The sequence below is a fragment of the Flavobacterium oreochromis genome (genome assembly GCF_019565455.1).
Taxonomy (GTDB): Bacteria; Bacteroidota; Bacteroidia; order Flavobacteriales; family Flavobacteriaceae; genus Flavobacterium; species Flavobacterium oreochromis.
Map to the genome: position 1 here is coordinate 371223 of NZ_CP067377.1, position 23931 is coordinate 395153.

Sequence of the window (23931 nt, forward strand, 5' to 3'; positions counted from 1 at the left end):
ACTTAATTGTGAATAATATTTATAAATTCTGAACGGCTTGTTTAAATTGACGTCCTCTATCCTCGTAATTCTCAAATAGGTCAAAACTTGCACAAGCAGGTGATAATAAAACGGTATCTCCTTTTTCTGCTAAACGGTATGCTTGCTTTACAGCTTCTGCCATAGAACCTGCCTCTAGGATTTCATCTACAATATCTCCAAACGATTCAATTATTTTTTTATTATCTACTCCTAAACAAATAATTGCTTTTACTTTTTCATTTACTAATGGTAAAAGTTCGGTATAATCATTTCCTTTATCAACACCTCCTACTATCCACACGGTTGGTGTAGATATACTATCTAGAGCAAAAAATGCTGCGTTTACATTAGTAGCTTTAGAATCATTTATATATTGAACATTATTAATTTTTAATACTTTTTCAAGACGATGTTCAACTGCTTGAAAGTCTGATAAACTTTCACGAATAGTTGACTTTCTAATTTTTAATAACTGTGCAACGGTTGCTGCTGCCATAGCGTTTTTAACATTATGTTTTCCTTCTAAAGATATTTCGTTGATTGGCATATCAAATATTTCGTTTGTTATATTGAATTTTATTACATTATTTTCTAAGTAGGCTCCAAAATCTAACTTTTTAGAAATTGAGAACGGAATTAATTTTGCTTTGGTCGAGTTACTTGACAACCAATTAATTATAGCTTCATCATCTGCATCATAAATCAAATAATCCTGTTCTGTTTGATTCATTGTTATTCTAAACTTTGAGGCAATATAATTTTCGTATTTATATTCGTAACGATCTAAATGATCTGGGCTAATGTTTGTTATAATAGCGATATGGGGTTTATACGTTTCAACTCCATCTAACTGAAAGCTACTTAACTCTAAAACATAGGTATCAAATTTATCGTCAGCTACTTGCCAGGCGAAACTTTTACCTATGTTTCCTGCAAGCCCTACATTAAGACCTCCTTGTTTTAAGAGGTGATATGTTAGCATTGTGGTGGTCGTTTTTCCATTACTACCTGTAATCCCTACTGTTATAGCTTTTGTAAACTGATTAGTAAATTCTATTTCAGAAAGTACGGGTACTTTTTTTTCTATTAATTTTTTTACAATGGGTGCTTTATCTGGAATACCTGGACTTTTCATTACTACATCAGCATTCAAAATCAATTCTTCTGTATGTTTTTCATCTTCAAACTTGATTTTATGCAATGATAATACTTCTTTGTAGGTGTCTTTCATTTTCCCAAAATCAGATACAAATACTTCATATCCTCTTTTTTACCTAGAATGGCGGTACCTACTCCACTTTCTCCTCCTCCTAAAACGACTAGTCTCATAGATTATCTTAATTTTAGAGTTACAACAGAAACAATAGTTAATAAAATTCCCACAATCCAAAAACGGGTAACAATTTTACTTTCATGATATCCTTTTTTTTGATAATGGTGATGTAAAGGGGACATTAGGAAGATACGACGTCCTTCTCCATATTTCTTTTTAGTATATTTAAAATAAGCTACCTGTATAACTACTGATAAATTTTCAGCTAAAAATATCCCACAAATAACAGGGATTAACATTTCTTTACGAACAGCAATTGCTAATACGGCTATTACTCCTCCTATTGTTAAACTTCCTGTGTCTCCCATAAAAACGGCAGCTGGAAAACTATTATACCACAAAAAGCCAACCAAAGATCCTATAAAAGCAGCTATAAAAACGGTCATTTCTCCTGAATGGGGAATAAACATTATGTTTAAATATTTAGAAAAAATAATATTTCCTGAAACAAAGGTAAATACACCTAATGCTATTACTGATATAGCGGAAGTACCTGCTGCTAATCCATCAATACCATCTGTCAGGTTAGCTCCATTTGAAACAGCTGTAATAATGAAAATAACTACTGGTATAAAGATTAACCAAGCATAATCTTGATAGCCTTCTCCCATAAAAGATAATACTTCTGCATAATCAAACTCATTATTCTTAAAAAATGGAATGGTGGTAGCTGTTGATTTTTCTTCAATCATCATCGGTTTAATGGTATTCTCAGAAGCATCTATTTCTATTTTTGTATGTGCCATTTCTTTTCGAACGGTTACTTGTGGGTGAAAATACAGAACAGCTCCAACAAATAATCCTAGCCCTACTTGTCCAATTACTTTAAAGATTCCTTTTAATCCTTCTTTATCTTTTTTGAACACTTTAATGTAATCATCTAAAAAACCTATTAATCCCATCCATAGCATGGAAACTATTAGTAATATAACATAAATGTTATCTAATCTTGCAAATAAGAGTACAGGTATTAAGGTAGAAAAAATGATAATGATTCCTCCCATAGTAGGTGTTCCTGCTTTTTGAGTTTGACCTTCTAATCCTAATTCACGAACTGTTTCTCCAATTTGTAAACGTCTTAAATAACTAATTACTTTTTTACCATAAATAGTAGATAATAACAAAGACATAATAATGGCCAATGCTGATCTAAAGGTAATGTATTGGAAAACTCCTGTTCCTGGTACATCTTGAACTTTATCTAAATATTCAAATAAATAGTATAACATATTTTTAAATTTTAGATTTTAGATTTTAGATTTCTGTGTTCAGAAGTCATTAATCTTAAATCATTATTATTATTTATTCAGTTGTTCTAATAATTCTTTAACTGTTTTCATATCATCAAAATCATGACGTACTCCATTAATTTCTTGATATGTTTCATGTCCTTTCCCTGCTATTAATATAATATCACCACTTTCTGCCATTTGACAAGCTGTTTTTATAGCTTGCTTTCGATCTACTATGGATAAATATTTTTTAAAATTTTCAGCACTTATACCTGCTTCCATTTCGTCAATAATAGCCTGTGGGTTTTCAGTGCGAGGATTGTCTGAAGTTAAAATTGCTTTAGAACTCATTTCTGTTGCAATTTGTGCCATAACAGGACGCTTTGTTCTATCTCTATCTCCTCCACATCCTACAATCGTAATTAGTTGTTCGTTTTTTGTTCTAATATCATTAATAGTATTTAATACATTTTCTAAAGCATCTGGTGTATGAGCATAATCTACTATGGCTGTAATCTTTTGCTTGGAAACAATAAATTGAAACCTACCCGAAACGCTTTCTAATTCAGATAATAAGCGCAATGCTTCTATTTTATCTATTCCAAGTTCAACGGCTACTCCGTAGATAGCTAATAGATTGTAAGCATTAAAAGTACCTATTAAACGTGTCCAAACATCTTGATTATTAATTTTTAATTGGAGTCCTGTTAATTGATTTTCTAATATAACGGCTTTGTAATCAGCATACGTTTTTAAAGCATAGGTTCTCTTCTTTGCTTGTGTATTTTGCAACATTACAGCTCCATTTTTATCATCAATATTAGTTAATGCAAAAGCCGTTTTAGGCAAATGATCAAAAAATGATTTTTTCACATCCCGATATTCTGCGAACGTAGGATGATAATCTAAATGATCATGAGATAAGTTAGTAAACACACCCCCTGCAAAACGCAAACCTTCTGTTCTTTTTTGGTGTACACCATGAGAACTTACTTCCATAAAACAGTATTCACAACCATTCACAACCATTTCATTTAAATAATAGTTCAAGGTAAGTGAATCAGGTGTAGTGTGAGTAGCTTTATATTCAACTTGATCAACCATAATTTTAACAGTTGATAATAACCCTACTTTGTATCCTGCTTTTTTAAACATTTGATACAAAAGAGAAGCAATTGTAGTCTTACCATTAGTACCTGTAACTCCAACTAAAGTTAATTTATGTGATGGTGTTCCATAAAAATTATTAGCTAATTGAGCTAATGCACTATTTGTATCTATTACTTTAACATAGGTAATATTTTCTAAACAAGTTTGAGGGTATTCTTCACAAACTATTACGGAAGCTCCTAAACTAATTGCTTTGTTTATATATTGATGTCCATCTGACAAAGTCCCACGAATTGCCACAAAAACATCATCCGATTCTATCTTACGAGAATCAAACTGAATTTGGTTTACAGTTACTGTTGTAGATCCGCAAACTGCTTCTATAGCTACTTTATATAATAAATCTTTTAAATTCATCCTATTTTACTATTCCTTATTAATTGGACGATAAAATGTTAACACATTTCATTTATGACAATTCTAACACTATAACTTTATTTTTTCTAATAAGTTCACCTGCTTGAATGGATTGTTTTTTTACTTTACCAAATCCACTCACCCGTACTTTCATTCCTAAATTCTCTAACAAAGCTACTGCGTCCATTCCGGGCATTCCTTTAGTATTCGGCACATATACTGGTTTTTTATTTAATTTTTCATTGTACGCTAAATAACTTTTTTCTTGTTTATTAACTTTCCTCTTTAATGATTTTATCTCATCGGTAGAGGGAACATCTGTAAAGACTTTCTGTGCTATTCTTTTAAAAACTGGACCTGCCACATCAGCACCATAATAGTTATTGCTAGAAGTATTGGGTTTATGAATAACAACTATACAAGAGTATTGTGGATCTTCAGCTGGAAAATATCCTGCAAAGGAAGAAGCGTAATACATTTGTGTATCGCCTTTATGATAATCTATTTGAGCGGTTCCTGTTTTCCCTGCCATAGAAAAATCTTTTGAGTATAGTTTAGAAGCTGTTCCTCTTTTTACTACATTTTTCAACATAGCTTTTACTTTTAAAAGTGTTGAATTTGAACAAATTTTAGAGTTTATTACTTCTGTATCAAACTTTTTAATAACCTTATTCCATTCTTTTACTTCTTGAACAAACTTAGGTTTAACCATTATACCATTATTAGCTACCGCATTATACAGTGTCAGTGTTTGTAGAGGAGTAACCGAAACACCATAACCAAATGCCATCCACGGAAGAGAAATACCGCTCCAATTTCCTTTTCTTGGCTGTGGTATTCTAGGTTTTCCTTCTCCTTTAAAAGGTAAACCCAAAGATGTGTTTAATCCTAAATAATTAATATGATCAACAAATTGTTGCGGATTATCTTTATAATTTTCATAAACAGCCTGAACTAAAACAGTATTAGAAGAAAGCTCAAAACCTCTAGCAAATGAAATTTTACCATATCCTCCATCATGAGAATCTTTTACTTTTCTCCCTCTATATACAACTACTCCTCCATAAGTATTGTATATTTTGCTAGTATCTATTTTTTTATCTTCTAATAATGCTAAAACATCAACTAATTTGAATGTAGAACCTGGCTCATGAGATTCTGCTACAGCGTAATTAATGGTTTCATAATATGATCCGTCTTTTGCTCTTCCTAAATTTGAGATCGCTTTGATATCTCCTGTTTTAGTTTCCATAACAACGGCACAACCATGTTCCGCCTCGTATAATTCTAATTGTTTTAACAATGCATGGTGGGCAATATCTTGAATATAAACATCAATAGTAGAAACTATATCATAACCATCAATAGGTTCTACTTCATTATTATCACGAATGGGTTTCCATTGTCCTTTTGCTATTTTTTGTTTTAAAACTTGTCCGTCTTTTCCTTTTAAATACTTTCCAAAAGCTCCTTCAATACCTACGCGAGTAAGACTTCCTCCATCATTAAATCGCTCATAACCTATAGTTCTTTCCGCAATTTTCCCAATTGGGTGTTCTCTAACAGTTTGTTGTTCTATAATAATACCACCTTTATAGGCTCCTAAATTTAATAAAGGAAAACCTTTTATTTTAGCATGTTCTGTATAGCTTAATTTACGAGCAACTAACATATAACGATTTTTATTAGCTCTTGCTTTTCTAAAATCATTTAGTAAGGAACTACTTGATTTTCTTAACATAGGGGCTAATGAATCAGCTAGTGATCTAATATGTTTATCAAAGTTTTCTTGAGAAGGTGCTAAAGCATCAAAACGTATAGTATATTCAGGAATAGAGGTAGCTAAAAGACTTCCATCTGAGGAATACACATTCCCCCTATTCGCTGGAATCACAAAATTTTTAATTGTTCGTTCTTTAGCTAATTGTCTATAGTAAGTCCCTTCAACCCATTGAATATTACTTAATTTTACAGCAACAGCAGACGACATTACTAATATTAGTAACGCCACCCCATAAATACGATTTAATATATTTCTATTTATTACTGCCATAGCTTTTCCCAAGCTGTCTTTTCTTTTGCTACTTTTATTTTTTTAGGAGGAACTGATGAAGGTACAATTTGTAATCTTGCCATTTGAGCAGCTACATTGGACTCCATTTTTATTTTCATTAATTCAGATCTCCTGTCTACAAACTCTGATCTTAATTCTTTTACCTCATTATTTAATTCTGCTATACGAAAAACTTTTTTCTCATAACTATGTGTATTCGCAATCATTATAATAGCTAGTACTAATAGGAAAAGAATAAAAATCCAATTCTTTGCTGCATCTTCGTTTAAAAGATAGCGTGCTTTTAGTATATTAAAAATTTTGTTCTTCATATTTAATTATAATAGTAAAGGCAATATTTAGTATTATAATTTTTCAGCAATACGAAGTTTTGCACTTCGAGCTCTATTATTTACTTTTATTTCTTCATCTGTTGGAATAATTAATTTACCAATTGCTTTCATTGGCACTTCAAATCTTCCAAACATATCTCGTTCTGGCTCTCCTTCAAACATTCCATTTTTTACAAATCGTTTTACCAACCGATCTTCTAATGAATGATAGGAAATTACACTTAATCTTCCTCCTACGTTTAGGATATCTAATGATTGTTCTAAAAACTCTTTTAAAACTTCCATCTCTTGATTTACTTCAATACGTATAGCTTGATAAATTTGAGCTAGAATTTTATTAGCCTTGTGTCCTGGCAGATGTTTTGATAAAACTTGTTTTAAATCTTCTGTATTAACAATACGCTCTGTATCTCTAGCTTCTATAATAGTTCTAGCTAAAGCAGCTGCATTTTTTAATTCACCATATTCTAAAAAGATACGACGTAAATTAATATCATCATATTCGTTAACTACGGTATAAGCACTCAATTCATTTTTTTGGCTCATTCTCATATCAAGTGCTCCATCAAAACGAGTTGAAAAACCACGTTCTGGCACATCAAATTGATGAGAGGACACTCCTAAATCTGCTAAAATCCCATCAACTTTTCGAACATTTTGAAAACGCAAAAAGTTTTTTATATACCGAAAATTTTCTTTAATCAAAACAAATCTTGAATCTTCTATTTCATTAACCCAAGCATCTTCATCTTGATCAAAAGCAAACAATTTCCCATTAGGTCCTAAACGAGATAATATCTCTCTTGAATGACCTCCGCCTCCAAAAGTTACATCTACATACACTCCATCCGGTTTGATATTCAAACCATCAACCGTTTCTTTTAATAAAACCGGATTATGATATTCCATTGTCATCAAAATTTAAATCTCCCATTACTTCTTCAGCTAAATCAGCAAAATCCATTACTGAATCATCAATAGCTTTTTCATACAACTCTTTATCCCAAATTTCCAATATAGTAACAGCTGAAGACAAGACTATATTATTTGTAATATTTGCAAAAGTTGCTAAATCTTTAGGTATTAATAAGCGCCCTGTAGCATCAATCTCTACCACTTTAACTCCCGCAGTAAATCGCCGAATAAAATCATTATTTTTTTCACAAAACGATTTAACTTGTTGATTTTTTGCATCATTGCATTCCATTCACTCATTGGATACAATTCTAAACATTGTTGAAAAACAGAACGCTTTAATACGAATCCTTCTGTCAAAGAAGAAGTCAATTGAGCCTTCAAGGCAACCGGTAACATCAACCTGCCCTTTGTATCTGCTTTACATTCATATGTTCCTATAATGGTATTCAAGGAGTTACACTTTGTACTGTACAAAGACAAAGATAGAAATATTTTTACCACATTTTACCACAAAATACCACTTTGTTGATAAGTTTTAATTTTATAAGAAATACATGACAAAACTAAAAAGACATAATCTTTGTTCTTTATTTTTATCTTTTTCACAAAAAGACAATGCAAAAACAACAAATAAAGCTCGAAACACCTCGTACTTTAAAAATCAAGAATCAACCTACCCAAAAATATTTACTAATAAACTACAATAATCATCAAACCTAGACACCTACTTTTATCAGCAAACATATTTCTCTTACTTTAAGTATTAATATATTTATAAGGAGTAATAAATAAAAAAGGCTCTTTTAAAGCTTTTCAATAAGGATCATTTTTTTCAACAATTGAATACTCATAAAGTAAAAAATCATTATTATTTACAATCTAAATAAAAATTTTATCTTTGTGACGTTATGACACAAGTTACATCTGACAATAATAGCCACCAAGAGACAGTAAAAAATGTTTTTACTAGTTACTTAGAAAAGAATGGACATCGAAAAACACCTGAACGATATGCAATTCTTCAGGAGATATATGACAGCTCTGAACATTTTGATATAGAAAATCTTTATATTAAAATGAAGAATAAAAATTATCGTGTATCTCGAGCTACACTTTATAATACTATTGAGTTATTATTAGATTGTGGATTAGTTCGCAAACATCAGTTTGGTCAAAATCAAGCACATTATGAAAAGTCTTATTTTGACAAGCAGCATGATCATATTATAATGACAGACACAGGAGAGGTAATTGAATTTTGCGATCCACGAATACAAACTATCAAACAAACTATGGAAGATTTATTTGGAATTGAAATCCAAAATCATTCATTATATTTCTACGCTACTAAAAAGAAAAATTCTTAAAATTACAAACAACAACACAATGACTGTAGACTTACTACTAGGATTACAATGGGGTGATGAAGGCAAAGGAAAAATTGTCGATGTGCTAACCTCTAAATACGATATTATAGCTCGTTTTCAAGGAGGCCCAAATGCGGGACATACACTTGAATTTGATGGAATTAAACATGTTTTACGTACAATTCCATCTGGTATTTTTCATAAAAACTCAATCAATATCATTGGAAATGGTGTTGTTATTGATCCTGTTGTTTTTCAAAAAGAAATTGAAGGACTTGAAAAATTCAACATGGACATTAAGTCTAAATTATTAATTTCAAGAAAAGCTCATCTAATTTTACCTACGCATCGCTTATTAGACGCTGCTTCTGAAACAGCTAAAGGAAAAGCTAAAATTGGCTCTACTTTAAAAGGAATTGGCCCTACTTATATGGATAAAACAGGACGCAATGGTTTAAGAGTTGGAGATATTGAAATGTCTGATTTTATCGAAAAATATCGTTCTCTAGCTAACAAGCATGAAGAAATGATTAAATTTTACGATGTAAACATTCAATACAATCTTCCTGAAATGGAAAAAGAGTTTTTTGAAGCCATAGAAGGATTAAAAAAACTAACTTTTATTGACAGTGAAGAGTTTTTAGCAAAAGCTCAAAAAGAAGGCAAATCCATTCTTTGTGAAGGAGCACAAGGTTCTTTATTAGATGTTGACTTTGGAACGTATCCTTTTGTAACCTCGTCTAATACTACTGCTGCTGGAGCTTGTACAGGTTTAGGGATTGCTCCTAACAAAATAAAAGATGTATTTGGCATTTTTAAAGCCTACACTACTCGCGTAGGCTCTGGACCATTCCCTACAGAAGATTTTGGCACAGATGGCGAAACTATGGCAAAAGTCGGCAATGAATTTGGTTCTGTAACAGGTCGTGCTAGACGTTGCGGATGGCTCGATTTAGTAGCCCTAAAATATGCAATTCAAATAAACGGAGTAACACAATTAATGATGATGAAAGGCGATGTTCTTTCTGGATTTGAAACATTAAAAGTTTGCACTGCTTATAATTACAAAGGAGAAACCCTAAAACATTTACCTTTTTCTATTGAAGAAGAAAACCTTACCCCTATTTATACTGAATTTAAAGGATGGAAAGCCGACTTAACAGGAATGAATACCTTTGAAGAGCTACCTAATGAATTAAAAGACTATATAGGATTCATTGAAAAAGAATTAGAAGTTCCTATCATGATTATATCTGTTGGTCCAGACAGGAAACAGACAATTATTAAATCCTAAAAATACAAAAGCTATCTCTTTAATTGAGATAGCTTTTTTTTAAAAAACGACTACAGACAATAAAAACATTTAATACAAAATAAGGTAGTTTTAATTCAGCACTCATAATTACAATTACAAACAAACTTAACTTCAAACTTATAGAAGTTAGTTTATCCACAAAAAAACAATAAAAATTATTTTTTCATTTTTAACCACTATATTTGTCGTATAAAAACGAATTAATAAAGTGAAGCACTTAATAGAAGACGGTAAGTACAAATATTTCGAAGCAGGGGAAGGGACTCCAATCGTAATCTTACATGGATTAATGGGAGGTCTAAGTAATTTTGGTGGAGTTGCCGGATATTTTCCCAATAAAGGATATAAAGTTGTAATACCAGAATTACCCTTATATACACAAAATATATTAAAAACAAACGTAAAAGCATTTGCAGTATATCTTAAAAACTTTATCAACCATAAAGGTTTTGATCGAGTTGTTCTTGTTGGAAACTCATTAGGGGGCATATCGCTCTATATTTCACAAAACTATTTCCCGAAAAAGTATCAGGATTAGTAATTACAGGTAGCTCAGGTTTATATGAAAGTGCTATGGGCGAAAGTTATCCTAAACGCGGAGATTACGAATATATTAAGAAAAAATCAGAAGATGTATTTTACGATCCTAATGTTGCTACAAAAGAAATTGTAGATGAGGTATACGCAACGGTAAATGACCGAATTAAACTTTTAAAAACCCTCACAATTGCCAAAAGTGCTATTCGCCATAATATGGCTAAAGATTTACCAAAAATGCATGTTCCTACAGGAATTATTTGGGGAAAACAAGATAAAGTAACACCTCCAGAAGTAGCAGAAGAATTCCATAAGTTATTACCTAATTCTACTTTATACTGGATAGACAAATGCGGTCATGCCGCCATGATGGAACACCCTGATGAGTTCAACAGAATTCTTGAAGAGTGGTTAGAAACAAAAGCAGAACATAAATAATAACTTTCCCCTTCACAAGAGGGGAATTATTTTATATATATGAAAATTAATACAGCTGAATTTATTATAAGCAACTCTAGTGTTAGTAAATGTCCACAAGAACGTTTACCTGAATACGCATTTATAGGAAGATCTAACGTAGGAAAGTCTTCCTTAATAAACATGCTAACTAATCATAGAAATTTAGCAAAAACTTCTTCAAAGCCAGGCAAAACTCAATTAATAAATCATTTCAAAATTAATAATAACTGGTTTTTAGTTGATTTACCAGGATATGGCTATGCGAGAGTTTCAAAAAGACAAAAGAAGTTTTTCAAAAATTCATTACTGATTATTTTGAAAAACGAGAACAATTAATTTGTGCATTTGTCTTAATAGATATACGTCATGAAGCACAAAAAATTGATTTAGAGTTTATAACTTATTTAGGTGAAACAGGTATTCCTTTTTGCATTATCTTTACAAAAGCAGATAAAATAAGCAAAGGAAAAGCAGAACAACATGTGGCAGCATACAGAAAAGCTTTATTAGCTAATAATTGGGAAGAAATGCCTCAACACTTCATCACTTCTTCATTAGAAAACACTGGTCGTGATAGTGTATTAGAATTTATTGATGGAGTAAACCAAGATGTATTTAAAAGCAATGAAGATTTTTATAGCAATAAAAAAGTCGCTTTCTTAAAGCGACTTTTTTATTGTTTTTTCAATTCTAATTTCTCTGCGAAATAATCGCAAAAATCACGCATAGTAGCACTCATTTTTTCATCAGCTGTAGCTCTTTCATAAGTATCTGCCATAGCTACTAAAGTTTGATGAAAGAACACCTTCATTTCATCTACAGGCATATCTTTTGTCCACAAATCAATACGCATAGTTTCTTTAGCTTTACTATCCCAAATATTTAACATTAAGGCCTTTGCTTCTTCATTTTGCACCCCTCCATCTGTTGCTGTCCAATGCAATTTTTCAGGAACATGATTTTCGTCTAACGAAATCTTAAAATTAATATTAGATGTTTTTGTTATTGCCATTTTTTATCGCTTTAGATAATAAGAAATAAATAATAAGTACTAACATTTTTCTTACAGTTTACTCCCTATAATTATTATTAATTTTTTACTGGTTTATATCTTGATTTTTTAAACAATTCTTTAGCATCCATAACAAGCATTTTTTGAAGAGGAGTATCGTTATTTTGTTCCATATATGCTCGTACAATTTGCCATCCAATCCACGTTCCTATTCTAGCTGGCGTTTGATTATCGCTATCTAGTCCAAATTTAGAAAAAGGAGCTGGTGCTATTAATTTTTGAACCAACATAGGATTTGTATCATATAACATTTTTTGGTCTATCATAAATCGCCAAATATTTTCATCATTCTCTTCGCACCATTTTAATTCTTCTGTAGTATAAGCTATCTTATCCTCATCTGAAGTTTTAGGCAATAAAACATCTTTCAAATATAATTTTTTACCTTCATAAATTATTTGTGATAAGAAATCTCGATCTGTAGGAGGTTTTACTTTATACAAAGCAAATGCGTCTACGACATCAGGCATCATTTGAGCTGGTTCAAATGTCTTTTTCAAAAAATCAGGATATTGATAAAAACGATGTGATTTACCTAAATACAATTCTAATGAAATAATTAACATATTTTTATCAGGGGCATAAATTACTTTATAATCTGGATCCATATCCTGAATAACAGTATACACTTTAGGTACTTTTGTTTTAGGAAAATAGTATTTTATGTATTTAAAAAGAGTTTCAATATTTTTCTTTTCAATATCAAAATTATCATACTTTTTCTCTACTTCTTTATACAATGCTCTCCACTGGGGATTAATCATCTTGTCTGCTAAAAACTGTTCATCTACTTGAAGAGGAAAGAAAAATGGGTATTTCTGCTTTAAAACAGGTAACTCAGAAGGTTTTGACTCAAAAAAAGCCTTATCATAACGATCCACCACAATATTTAAACTCATTTCTTCTGCTTGATCTTGTACTTTCTCATTTTTTTACAAGAAAAAACAGAAAGAACTAATACAACTAATACACTATATTTTTTCATTTTGCTATGAATTCTATTAAGGTAACCTAAAAACGGTTTATCAGTAATTTTATTATTTTTGCAAATATACATCCGTTTTTAATACTATCATCGTTATGCAAAAAATAAGCACTTTAAATGTAGAAAAAGTAAATGAACACATTGTTAACTGGCTAAAAGAATATGCTGAAAAAGCAAGAGTAAAAGGCTTTGTAGTTGGTATTTCAGGTGGAATAGATTCTGCTTTAACCTCTACATTATGTGCGCAAACAGGACTTACTACCTTATGCGTAGAGATGCCTATACACCAAGCAGAAAGCCATGTAAATAGAGCATATGAACACATCAATCAATTAAAAGTAAGATTTCCCAATGTATCAGACACTAGAGTAGATTTAACACCTGTTTTTGAAACCTTTAAAAAGGAAGTACCAACATCTGAAAATGAGGACAAGCTTCATTTAGCTTTAGCCAATACTCGTTCTCGTTTACGAATGGTATCACTATACTACTTGGCGGGATTAAACAATTTGTTAGTAGCAGGAACTGGTAATAAGGTAGAAGATTTTGGAGTGGGCTTTTTTACAAAATATGGGGATGGTGGTGTAGATATAAGCCCTATAGCTGACTTATTAAAAAGTGATGTACGTGCTTTAGCTTCTTATGTAAAAGTACCCGAATCTATCCTAAATGCAAAACCTACAGATGGATTATTTGGTGATGATAGGAGTGATGAAGATCAACTAGGAGCCAACTATAGCGAATTAGAATGGGCAATGGAGCAATTAGAAAGAGGTAAAACTAACGATGATTTTGAAGGCAGAGAAAAAGAAGTTTTTACAATATATTTACATTTAAACACAATCAATCAACACAAAATAAATCCTATACCTGTATGCGTAATCCCTCAAGATCTTAAATAATTTCTACAAAAGTGTACAACATTTTCTACAACTGATAATCAAGCCTTTATATTTTTATTTGTAATTTTGTACTTACACAATTTTAAACAAATAATGTATGATAAAGATAGGTCTTGCGGATAATCATCCTGTGGTTCATTATGGTATCAAATCATATTTCAAAGAGCATTCTGATATTACATTAGTAGGAATAGTGGATAACTTTGACATGATTGAGGAGATGCTGAAACGTAAAGAAGTAGACATTTTAGTCATGGACATGGAGCTAAATGGGTTAAATAGCATTAATAGTATTAAAAATTTATTACAAAATTATCGAAAACTTAAAATCGTCTTATTTTCTAATTTAAATGAGCAGGTGTATGCACCTAATGCAATAAAAGCCGGAGTTTCTTCATTTGTTGAAAAATCCGAAAAACTAGAAGTTCTTGCTTCAACAATTATAAAAGTAAACAGAGGAGCCGTTGTATTTAGCGATGCTGTAAAACGTAATATAGCTTTGATATCAAAACAATCTAAGCCAGAACAATTGTACAGAAAACTATCAAGTAGAGAAATTGAAGTTTTACGATATTTATCAAATGGCAAAAAGAATAAGGAAATAGCTGAAGCTTTAAATTTAAATGAAAAAACAATTAGTACTTACAAACTCCGTTTATTGGCAAAATTAAACGTGACTAATCTTGTAGATCTTGTTAACAAAGCAAAAACTTTAGAAATTGTTTAGTTCTGAAACTGAACTTTTAGAATAACTTTTTGAACGATAACAAAAAACTTTAAAAAACTCTTATTCGTAACTTTGCTTTAATTAAAAAAGATTATTATGAAAAAGAGTTTTTTACTTTCCTCCCTTATAGGAAGTGCATTATTAATAGGGTGCTCAAAAGAAAATGATACTCCAACCCCTAGTAATGAAATTACATTTTTAACAGGAAAATTACCAGTACAATTTAACCATCCTGAAAGTATCCTTTTTGATGGTAAAGAATATTTTTACATCTCAGATATCGGATCTCAACTAGCTCCTCACGTAAAAGACGGAGATGGAATGATTACGAAAGTAGATATTAATGGCAAACTAATTTCAAAAAACATTAGCAAAACAGTTTTAAACGCCCCAAAAGGAAGTGTTTTAATAGGTTCTACTTTATGGGTTAACGATATTGATGAACTAAAAGGAATTGACATTAATACGGGAGAATTAATAGATCGTATTTCTTTTAATGATCTTGGAATTGACCTAACTGCTAATGGAGGTACAGGACTAAATGATCTTGTAAAAGGAAATGACAATAATACTTTATATACAAGTATTACTAATAATGGTGGTATTTACAAGATTAATCTAAAAGAAAAAACAAAAGAAAAAATAGGAGAAAACAGTTTAGCAAATGGCTTATTTTTAACAGATAACATATTATGGAATTGCGCTTTTAAAGCAGGGTTATCATTAAAAAAATTAGACTTAACCTCTAAAAATAATACTGATGCTACTAATAGTCCAATGGCTACAGGAGGTTTAGATGGTATAACCTTCATCAATAATGAAATGTATTTATCTGATTGGGGAAAAGACTATAATGGTTCTAATGAAGTAGGTTCTATCTTTAAATATAACTTAACTACTCAAAAAAGCGAACAAGTGGATCTTACCAGTAAAATTGGAAAAAAATATTTAAATGGTCCTGCTGATATCAGCAGTTATAACAATTATCTTTTGATACCAGCAATGGGAGAAGGAGCAATTTACATAGTTAAATTTTAATTTTTAAAAACATCTAAAAAAAGAGGAAGTGGTCCAAAAAGTAGAAAAATCAACATATCATTTCTGATTCTAACCGAAAAAGATATTTCATAATCAATAATCATGTAATCCCTCCCTTTGATTGAAATAACAAGATTACAACTTCTAGGACACCTTCCTCTTTTTATTACTACAAAATTGAAGCATCATACTAAGAATAACGAGACATAACACGTCCCAATTTACTAGAAAAATTACCTACTAATTTTGAATAATCCATTACCATATACAAAATTTCAGAGTTATCAGCCTGTGGATCTGGCGATAATTGACCTTTTACTTCTTCTATAAGTTTATTTACCAAAAACCATCGTAAACTCAAAATTGTTTCTGTTGCATATTGACCAATTGTTTGGTCTTTTAACTTAACATAAATCAATTTAACCTCCCAATTATGTAAACTCATTTTTTCATCTTCCATTAAAATAGAGGTAACTTCTTGTGCTAATTCAGGAGTTAGCTGCATAAGAAAATGTTCTATTTCAAATTTTTCATTTTGATGATAATAATTCATTACCTCATTATAGATTGCTCTAAAAAGAGGATTTGCCAGCTCTACTTCATCTTCTTGGAGACTTAAATAAATTCGCTGGTACACTTTGTATGTATTAAGTTCTTTTATTTCTTTTAATTCACCTTCTGGAGTAGCTTTATACAGATAATCAGTAAATTCTTCTTCTGCGTTACCATAAAGTAGTAAAATTTCTATAATCTTACGTTCTAATTGATATTGAACATCTATTTTTGATTTAGCAGATGAATCTTCATTTTTTACAACTGTAAATGCTTTTTGCTCTTGTTTTAATTTTTTTCCAGATTCTATTATATCTTTTTGAACTAATTGAGCTAATGTATTAAACAATACTTCTTCAGAAATATCCATAATACGCGAGCATTCTTGTATGTATACTTCTCGTTTAATTCGGTCTGGTATTTTAGCTATACTAATTACCATATCACGGATTAGATCTGCTTTTTTAATAGGATCATTTTTAGCTTCTTTCATAAGAAGAGAAGCTTTAAACTGAATAAAATCCATTGCATTTTCATCTAGATAGCGTAATAAATCATCATGAGATGTTTTTTTAGCAAAACTATCAGGATCGTCTCCATCTGGAAAAGTACAAACTTTTACATTCATCCCTTCCTCTAAAATTAAATCAATACCTCTAATGGAAGCTCTTAAACCAGCTGCATCACCATCAAAAAGAACTGTAACATTTTTGGTCAATCGATTAATCAAACGAATTTGATCTGGAGTTAAGGCTGTACCAGATGATGCTACTACATTTTCTATTCCTGCTTGGTGCATTTGGATTACATCTGTATATCCTTCACATAAATAACAATTATCTTGCTTAGCTATGGCTTGTTTTGCATAATAAATACCATATAAAACTTTAGACTTATGGTAAATTTCACTTTCAGGTGAGTTAACATATTTTGCGACCTTTTTATCATTCGTTAAAATACGCCCTCCAAAACCTAAAACACGTCCAGACATACTTTGAATAGGAAACATAACTCTCCCTTTAAAACGATCAAAATGTCTACCATCTTCTTTAGCTATTGTAAGCCCTGTTTTTTCTAAAAATTCTAATTTATATCCTTTCCCTAAAGCTTCTTTTGTAAAAACATCCCACCCTTCAGGTGAAAATCCTAATCCGAATTTTTTAATGGTTTCTAAAGTAAATCCTCGTTCTTTAAAATAAGAAAGCCCTATAGCTTGCCCTTCATCAGTATTAATCATGGCATTTTGAAAAAATTTTTGGGCAAATTCAGAAACTAGATACATACTTTCTTTTTCATTTGCCACAGCTACTTCTTCTGTAGATTGTTCTGTCTCTTCAATTTCTATATTGTATTTTTTAGCTAAATACCTAATAGCTTCTGGATATGAAAAATGTTCATGCTCCATTAAAAAAGTAACCGCATTACCTCCTTTACCTGAACTAAAATCTTTCCAAATTTGTTTCACTGGAGAAACCATAAAAGAAGGCGATTTTTCATCAGAAAAGGGACTTAATCCTTTTAAATTAGTACCTGCTCTTTTTAACTGAACAAAATCACCTATTACCTCCTCTACTCGAGCAGTTTCAAAAACTGTTTCTATTGTATTTTTAGAAATCACAACTAATACTTAAAAAGGTCAAATATACAACTTTAAAAAGACGTTTAGGTTGAAATAAAAAATACCCCCAAATAGTGTCTAACTTTTTGGGGGCAGTACAAAATGGGTATTTTCTTTATTTCAACCTAAAATCTGGTTTTTTTCGAACATCATTACTTTTAAACATATTAATATTCGTAATTTTTGTAATGCTATTTGCTTTATCCTTAGACATAAACCAGTCTGTTTCTTCTTCTGCTTTTACTAAATTTTCATTTGTAATAACTTCAGTACAGTTATTTATTATCGTATTAGCTATTTTTATTTGTTTGTAATTTTCTTTTTCCAAATACTTATCATCAGCTGCAATTACACTAGCAAAGCCCGAAACTACGCATTTATTAATTTCAACAAAAGAATCTGTTCTTACTGAAATAGCTTCTTTTACTAATCCCATAGCATTATCCTCGTTACTAACCATTGTTACATTATTAAGCTTAACTACTGTTTTTTTACGAGTAGGATCATAATTTTCTAATTTATCATACGTATCTATTTCCATAACTCTTGAGCGAGTATTATCTGAAATATAAGGGTTACGAATTGCTACAGAATTACTCATAGTACAAATAGCTCCCATTGAAAAATCAAAATCATCATCTGCATTTTGAAACGAAATAATATTATTCATATCAAAAACACCTCCAACAATTTCTAATCCATCATCCTTAGTCATACTGATCTGTACATATTCAATTTTTGTTTTTTTGCCTACAGCTCCTAAAGTCAACCCATTTAGCATTGTTTTTTCATTCAGTTTTTTCCCTGCAAATTCTATACGAACATATTTTAAAACTCCTGAATCACCATTTTCATTATTACCTCCAAAAAGGTTGTATTTAGGATTTGGATCGTAAATAGAAGAAACAATACCTCCATAACGATTAACTGGTGCATCTCCATAAATAATAATACCTCCCCAATCACCAGGTTTTCTATCAGAAGTTCCTTTACTAGAAGTAAAAACAATAGGATCTGTTTCTGTTCCTTCTGCCTTTATTTTAGATCCTTTAGTAACGATTAAAGTTCCATTAGAATCAAAGTCACCACGCATAACAACTCCTGGTTCTAAAGTAAGAGTAGCTCCATTAGCAACATATACGGACCCCATTATAAGATACGTCCCTTTTTTAAGGGTTGTGTTTTCTGAAATTTCTCCATTTAATATTCTACTTGGAGCTGCATAATCTTGCGTTTTAGGTTTAAAATTAGTCCAATTATTAAACCAATTAAAATCTCCATAAATTCCTTGTGCATTTTGTGCTTGTCCAGAAGCAAATACTAATAGTAGTATGCCTAATAACTTTTTTTTCATTGTTGGGGGTTTGATTTATAAAAAATTGGGACAAAGCTACTTTTTAGTTTATAAATAAGCAACCCTTCTAGAAGAAAGAATTGTTAAAAAACAATTAAAAGCTGTTTTGTACCTAAAATATTCTCAATAACTATACCAAAAGATTAATTAAAATCAAATCGTATGCCTAAAGATGTATTATTTTGAGAAATAGAATTGTCTTTAAAAAGCGGATTTAAGTCATATTTTAAGTACAAACTAATTTCTTTATATCCAAAATAAGCTCCTAAACCATATACAAATTTATTTACATTAAAATTCCCTTTTTCTTCTAAAACATAGGAGTGATTATTTTCGTTATATTCTATATATTGTTTTGTTTTTAAATTAAATCCTAAAAACCTCCTACTCCTAAACGAAAACTTTTATGAGTATGAAAATATTTTTTCCCATTAATCATAGGTGATTTTGAAAAATCTAATTCTAAATACATAGGAAAAACTAGATTAACAACTTTAAATCTTGAATCATTTATTGGTTTAGGAAAAGCTCTAAGAGTCGTTTGATCTCCTTCTTCTACAAAAAAACGATTATTCGTTGGTCTTAAATTATTATATTGAAATGAAATACCGTGTTTAAAATGCAATAAATTATTTGTTTTTAATATACGACTATTCATTGAAAATCCCCATTCATAAAAATGAGATCCCCAATATCTAAAATCAGATCCATTTATTGAATTATTAGTCACTAAATTATTTACTCCAGCAACAAATACAAATTGGGTTGTATGTCTTCTTTCTGAATAACCTATACTATCCATTTTTTTCTTATTCCAATGTATACCTATTTTTTTCTTTTTTTGCAAAGTATCCAAAATTTGTATTCTTCCTTCAACTTTTTCTCTCACTAATGCTGTAAGTTTGTTTTCTTCAATAACGGTCCTTTTTTCTATTGTATGAGCAGTTTCTTGAGCTAATTTTAATTTATTTTGATCAGCTTCTTCTTTTGATAAAGTTCCTTTTAAGAAATCTTGATTAATCTTTTCTACTTGTTCTTTTAACTTTTCCTTTTCTTCTTGTGCAATTGTTTCTATTTGTAACGCTATTTGTTTTGCACGGTTTTCAAAAGTCTCTTGTCCACTTAACTTCATAAACGAAGTTAAAACTAGAAGACTAAAATGAATAAGATAATGTTTCATACTGTTGTTTTTTGATAATGATTGATTTAATTTTTATTCTTTATTTCTACTTGCTATAGATTCTTTTGCTTCTTTTAAGTTCTTAGATAGGGCTTTAATCATTTTTTGTCTAAAAGTTAATTTTATTTCTCCATCGACTTGATCTAACAAAACATTAGGATCTATTTTCAGTTCTGTTTTTATCTCTTTCGTTTTGTTTTTATATATTATTTGAGATGTATTTATAACTATTTCTTTATTTACTAAAACATCATCTTTAGAAACTATGAAATCATCACCTTCATATTTTAGATTCTGACATGACACCTCTTGTATTTTTTCACTATGTTTTTGCAGATTAAAAACTTTTTTTTGAAGTTTTTTATTTAATAGCTTCTTATTTTTAGAATATCCTTCTGATTCGATAGAATTATCTATCATTCCTAACGTTCTTTCATTCTTGTTAAATAAAGAAAATATTTCTTTATGTGGTTTCTTTAAAATGGATCTTAATTCATAATTATTTGCAATTTGTTTTTGATTCTTCAAAGTATTAGATTGATCAAACCAATAAAATAGCGCTATCATTAGTAAAAACATAGCCACTATATTTAACATATAATATTGCCATTTATACACTTTTGGCTTTATCTCAACAGTAGAAAGCATTGTATCTAATTGACTCCAAGCTTCTGTACTAGGTTGAATTTCCCTAGAACGGAATTGTTCTTGAGTTTGTTTTTCAAATTGATTGAGTTCCATTACGGTAGCTTTTATTTTTTTGGAGTTGATTTTGCAATATTTCTCGCGCTCTTGACAATTGAGATTTTGAAGTTCCTTCTGTAATCCCTAACATTTTTGCTATTTCTTGATGTTTATATCCTTCTATTACATATAAATTAAATATCATCTTGTATCTTACTGGTAATTTATCTATTAAAAACTGAATAGCTTCTACGGATAATTTATCTTCAATGTTATTATGTATTTCTTCTATTATATTTTCATCTTCTAAAAATTTTACATCTTTTTGAACTCGAAGAAATGAAATACATTCATTAATCATTATCCTCCTTATCCATCCTTCAAAGCTTCCTTTATATTCAAAACTTTTAAGATTTATAAAAACTTTCATAAAAGCCGTAATCATTACATCTTCTGCTTGTTGTAAATCTTTAACATACTGACGACAGACTCCTAACATCTTAGGTGCAAATTTTGAATAGATTTGATGCTGTGCTTGTTTATTTTGTTTCAGCGCTTCTTCTATAATTTTTCTTTCGTCTTGATGTAAATTGATTACTTTCACTCTTTGGTTTTATACAAACAATAATGATTCTTTTGCCATCTATATGTAAAGACGACAAAGAATAAAAAAAGGTTGCATGTAATCTAAAAAAATTATTTTTTTCTTTCAATTACATAATTTACCATTAAAACTAAAGCTTTTTTATAATCAGATTCAGGGAAGTCTGTAAGCAACATAAGTGCTTCTTGTTGGAATTCAATCATCTTTTTTTCAGCATATGCAAGGCCTTTGTTTTCTTTTACAAATGTTATAACTTCCTTTACACGCTTTTTATCCTTATTATGATTTTTAATAGAATTAATCAACCAACTTTTTTCTTTTGAAGTACATGTATTAAGCACATAAATGAGTGGGAGTGTCATTTTTTGTTCTTTAATATCAATTCCTGTTGGTTTACCAATAGCCTCTTCAGAATAATCAAAAAGATCATCTTTTATTTGAAAAGCCATACCTATAAGCTCACCAAATTTCCGCATTCTTTCTGTTAATTCTGTATCATCTGGCTTAACTGAGCAAGCGGCTAATGAACAACAAGCCGCAATAAGGGTAGCGGTCTTTTGTCTAATAATTTCGTAATAAATTTCTTCTGTTATATCTAAACGACGGGCTTTTTCAATCTGTAGTAGTTCTCCTTCGCTCATTTCTCGAACTGCTACTGAAATTATTTTAAGCAAATCAAAATCGCCATTATCTATAGATAGCAATAATCCTTTTGACAATAAATAATCCCCAACTAAAACTGCTATTTTATTTTTCCAAAGCGCATTAATCGAAAAAAAGCCACGGCGACGATTACTGTCATCTACAACGTCATCATGAACCAAAGTAGCTGTGTGAATCAACTCAATTACTAATGCTCCTCTATATGTCCTTTCCAAAACAGCCCCTTCTGAAATCATTTTAGCAGTTAGAAAAACAAACATAGGACGCATTTGCTTCCCTTTTCTATTAACAATATAATAAGTAATTCTATTTAATAATGCTACTTTGGAAGACATAGAGGAATGGAACTTTTTTTCAAAAATTTCCATTTCCTGAAGTATCGGTTGTTTTATTTGAGAAGTAATATCCATCAGGGTTTCAAAGGTATAATAATTTCATATATGAAAAAAAGATTTTTTATAAGACCTAAATTAAACCTTTTTTATTATTTTAGTCTAACCCATAAACCCTAAAACCTTTGATTATGAGAACTAGAAATTTTATTATTGCTTTATTTAGCACTTTTACATTACTAACTGGTTGTAATAAAGACACCAATGAAAACGTATACACTCCTGAAGTTACTCAAGACGACATGTCTGCTTCTGTAAAAACAGATGCTGCTGTTGAAGATCTCTCAAGTGTAGTACTTGAACAATTAGGAGAATTGAACCTATCAGCAAGAACTACATCAGTAGAAAAACAAACGCCAGCTTGCGCTCTTGTAAGCATATCTCCACAAGGACCTTATACTGCTGGACAAATACTTACAAAAACAGTTGATTTTGGAACAACTGGTTGTACTATGCCAAACGGCAATATTTTAAAAGGTAAAATAATTATTAAATTTACCTATCAACCTAAAGCTACTTCGCACACTCTTACATATACTTTTGAAAACTTTTCTCACAATGATATAAAAGTAGAAGGAACAAGATCAATTACGATTACAAAAGGTATATCCACCGCAAATCTTAACGAACATTTAATTTTTAAAATTGACTTAAACCTAACAGTTACTTTAGAAAATGGTAAAATCTTAAAAATAACAGGAGCTAAAACAAGAGAGATTATTGAAGGACAAGGAACTCCTGATTTATCTGACAATGTTTATCAAATCACAGGAAGTTGGGAAACTGTTTTCCCTAGCGGAACTGTAAGATCTGCTAATATCACATCACCTTTAATTGTAAAAGTAAATTGTCCTTTTATTGTTAAGGGAATTATTAGTTATACAAAATTAGATAAAACAGCTGCTACTCTAGATTTTGGAAATGGAGAATGTGACAACAAAGCCTCTTTAACTATAAACGGCATCAATTATTCAATCATACTTAGAAAATAAATCCAGTTTGTTTAGTTCCCAAAAGGAGAAATTCGATAATTGAATTTCTCCTT

General features: G+C 30.3%; 18 protein-coding genes and 5 pseudogenes. 8 read left to right on the plus strand and 15 right to left on the minus strand.

Translation table 11 applies throughout. The features are described from left to right. Positions 1 to 19 precede the first annotated feature (19 nt). The 7 genes and pseudogenes from murD to mraZ form a co-directional block, all read right to left on the minus strand. Positions 20 to 1350 (minus strand): annotated as a pseudogene (murD, locus tag JJC03_RS01850) (UDP-N-acetylmuramoyl-L-alanine--D-glutamate ligase). Between the two features lie 3 nt (positions 1351 to 1353). Next, a complete protein-coding gene (mraY, locus tag JJC03_RS01855) occupies positions 1354 to 2583 on the minus strand; it encodes a phospho-N-acetylmuramoyl-pentapeptide-transferase (RefSeq protein ID WP_088398648.1) in 1230 nt (409 codons plus the stop codon). 69 nt (positions 2584 to 2652) lie between these two features. Beyond that, a complete protein-coding gene (locus JJC03_RS01860; protein ID WP_088398647.1) occupies positions 2653 to 4113 on the minus strand; it encodes a UDP-N-acetylmuramoyl-L-alanyl-D-glutamate--2,6-diaminopimelate ligase in 1461 nt (486 codons plus the stop codon). 52 nt (positions 4114 to 4165) lie between these two features. Continuing rightward, positions 4166 to 6166 (minus strand): PASTA domain-containing penicillin-binding protein, encoded by a 2001-nt coding sequence (locus JJC03_RS01865; protein ID WP_235873876.1) that lies wholly within the window; start codon positions 6164 to 6166, stop codon positions 4166 to 4168. Continuing rightward, on the minus strand, positions 6157 to 6498 hold the full coding sequence (locus tag JJC03_RS01870) for an FtsL-like putative cell division protein (RefSeq protein ID WP_088398645.1): 342 nt from the start codon (positions 6496 to 6498) through the stop codon (positions 6157 to 6159). The genes JJC03_RS01865 and JJC03_RS01870 overlap by 10 nt, the downstream gene beginning before the upstream one ends. 33 nt (positions 6499 to 6531) lie before the next feature. After that, positions 6532 to 7440: a 16S rRNA (cytosine(1402)-N(4))-methyltransferase RsmH gene (gene rsmH / locus JJC03_RS01875; RefSeq protein ID WP_174647542.1), complete on the minus strand. Its 909-nt coding sequence runs from the start codon at positions 7438 to 7440 to the stop codon at positions 6532 to 6534. Beyond that, positions 7415 to 7887: pseudogene (mraZ, locus tag JJC03_RS01880) on the minus strand (division/cell wall cluster transcriptional repressor MraZ). Before mraZ ends, rsmH begins: the two are co-directional and overlap by 26 nt. Before the next feature lie 458 nt (positions 7888 to 8345). Between mraZ and JJC03_RS01885 the strand changes: the two are divergent. From JJC03_RS01885 to yihA, 4 genes and pseudogenes are all read left to right on the plus strand, one after another. Then, entirely contained in the window at positions 8346 to 8804 is a 459-nt protein-coding gene (locus JJC03_RS01885) for a Fur family transcriptional regulator (RefSeq protein ID WP_088398642.1), read from the plus strand. 19 nt (positions 8805 to 8823) lie between these two features. Next, positions 8824 to 10098 (plus strand): adenylosuccinate synthase, encoded by a 1275-nt coding sequence (locus JJC03_RS01890; RefSeq protein ID WP_088398661.1) that lies wholly within the window; start codon positions 8824 to 8826, stop codon positions 10096 to 10098. Between the two features lie 229 nt (positions 10099 to 10327). Then, positions 10328 to 11094: pseudogene (locus JJC03_RS01895) on the plus strand (alpha/beta fold hydrolase). Positions 11095 to 11133: 39 nt separating this feature from the next. Continuing rightward, a pseudogene (gene yihA / locus JJC03_RS01900) lies at positions 11134 to 11750 on the plus strand (ribosome biogenesis GTP-binding protein YihA/YsxC); the annotation flags it as partial. A 38-nt stretch (positions 11751 to 11788) separates the two neighbouring features. On the opposite strand, the gene gldC reads toward yihA, so the two are convergent. Further along, positions 11789 to 12127, minus strand: coding sequence for a gliding motility protein GldC (gldC, locus tag JJC03_RS01905; RefSeq protein WP_235873877.1), 339 nt, complete (start codon positions 12125 to 12127; stop codon positions 11789 to 11791). Between the two features lie 77 nt (positions 12128 to 12204). Then, positions 12205 to 13172, minus strand: a pseudogene (gldB, locus tag JJC03_RS01910) (gliding motility lipoprotein GldB). Between the two features lie 95 nt (positions 13173 to 13267). Between gldB and nadE the strand changes: the two are divergent. The 3 genes from nadE (at position 13268) to JJC03_RS01925 (ending at position 15839) form a co-directional block, all read left to right on the plus strand. Beyond that, positions 13268 to 14074 (plus strand): NAD(+) synthase, encoded by an 807-nt coding sequence (gene nadE / locus JJC03_RS01915; protein WP_088444628.1) that lies wholly within the window; start codon positions 13268 to 13270, stop codon positions 14072 to 14074. A 97-nt stretch (positions 14075 to 14171) separates the two neighbouring features. Then, positions 14172 to 14801 carry a response regulator transcription factor gene (locus JJC03_RS01920; RefSeq protein ID WP_088398637.1) on the plus strand — a complete coding sequence of 210 codons (630 nt, stop codon included), beginning with the start codon at positions 14172 to 14174 and terminating at the stop codon, positions 14799 to 14801. A gap of 96 nt (positions 14802 to 14897) precedes the next feature. Then, positions 14898 to 15839 carry an NHL repeat-containing protein gene (locus JJC03_RS01925; RefSeq protein WP_088398636.1) on the plus strand — a complete coding sequence of 314 codons (942 nt, stop codon included), beginning with the start codon at positions 14898 to 14900 and terminating at the stop codon, positions 15837 to 15839. Between the two features lie 190 nt (positions 15840 to 16029). On the opposite strand, the gene dnaG is transcribed toward JJC03_RS01925, so the two are convergent. The 6 genes from dnaG to JJC03_RS01955 form a co-directional block, all read right to left on the minus strand. Continuing rightward, entirely contained in the window at positions 16030 to 18009 is a 1980-nt protein-coding gene (gene dnaG, locus JJC03_RS01930; protein ID WP_235873878.1) for a DNA primase, read from the minus strand. Positions 18010 to 18124: 115 nt separating this feature from the next. After that, the gene (locus tag JJC03_RS01935) at positions 18125 to 19363 is read right to left on the minus strand and encodes a beta-helix domain-containing protein (RefSeq protein WP_103714389.1); all 1239 of its coding nucleotides are present in this window, start codon (positions 19361 to 19363) and stop codon (positions 18125 to 18127) included. A 373-nt stretch (positions 19364 to 19736) separates the two neighbouring features. Then, the gene (locus JJC03_RS01940) at positions 19737 to 20543 is read right to left on the minus strand and encodes a hypothetical protein (RefSeq protein ID WP_235873879.1); all 807 of its coding nucleotides are present in this window, start codon (positions 20541 to 20543) and stop codon (positions 19737 to 19739) included. 33 nt (positions 20544 to 20576) lie between these two features. Then, positions 20577 to 21284, minus strand: a complete 708-nt coding sequence (locus tag JJC03_RS01945; RefSeq protein ID WP_235873880.1) for a hypothetical protein — start codon at positions 21282 to 21284, stop codon at positions 20577 to 20579. Continuing rightward, on the minus strand, positions 21265 to 21831 hold the full coding sequence (locus JJC03_RS01950) for an RNA polymerase sigma factor (protein WP_088398631.1): 567 nt from the start codon (positions 21829 to 21831) through the stop codon (positions 21265 to 21267). The genes JJC03_RS01945 and JJC03_RS01950 overlap by 20 nt, the downstream gene beginning before the upstream one ends. A 92-nt stretch (positions 21832 to 21923) precedes the next feature. Further along, positions 21924 to 22904 carry a polyprenyl synthetase family protein gene (locus tag JJC03_RS01955; RefSeq protein WP_088444630.1) on the minus strand — a complete coding sequence of 327 codons (981 nt, stop codon included), beginning with the start codon at positions 22902 to 22904 and terminating at the stop codon, positions 21924 to 21926. A gap of 113 nt (positions 22905 to 23017) precedes the next feature. Here JJC03_RS01955 and JJC03_RS01960 point away from each other — a divergent pair, with 113 nt between their 5' ends. Beyond that, a complete protein-coding gene (locus JJC03_RS01960; RefSeq protein WP_088398629.1) occupies positions 23018 to 23878 on the plus strand; it encodes a hypothetical protein in 861 nt (286 codons plus the stop codon). Positions 23879 to 23931: the final 53 nt, after the last annotated feature.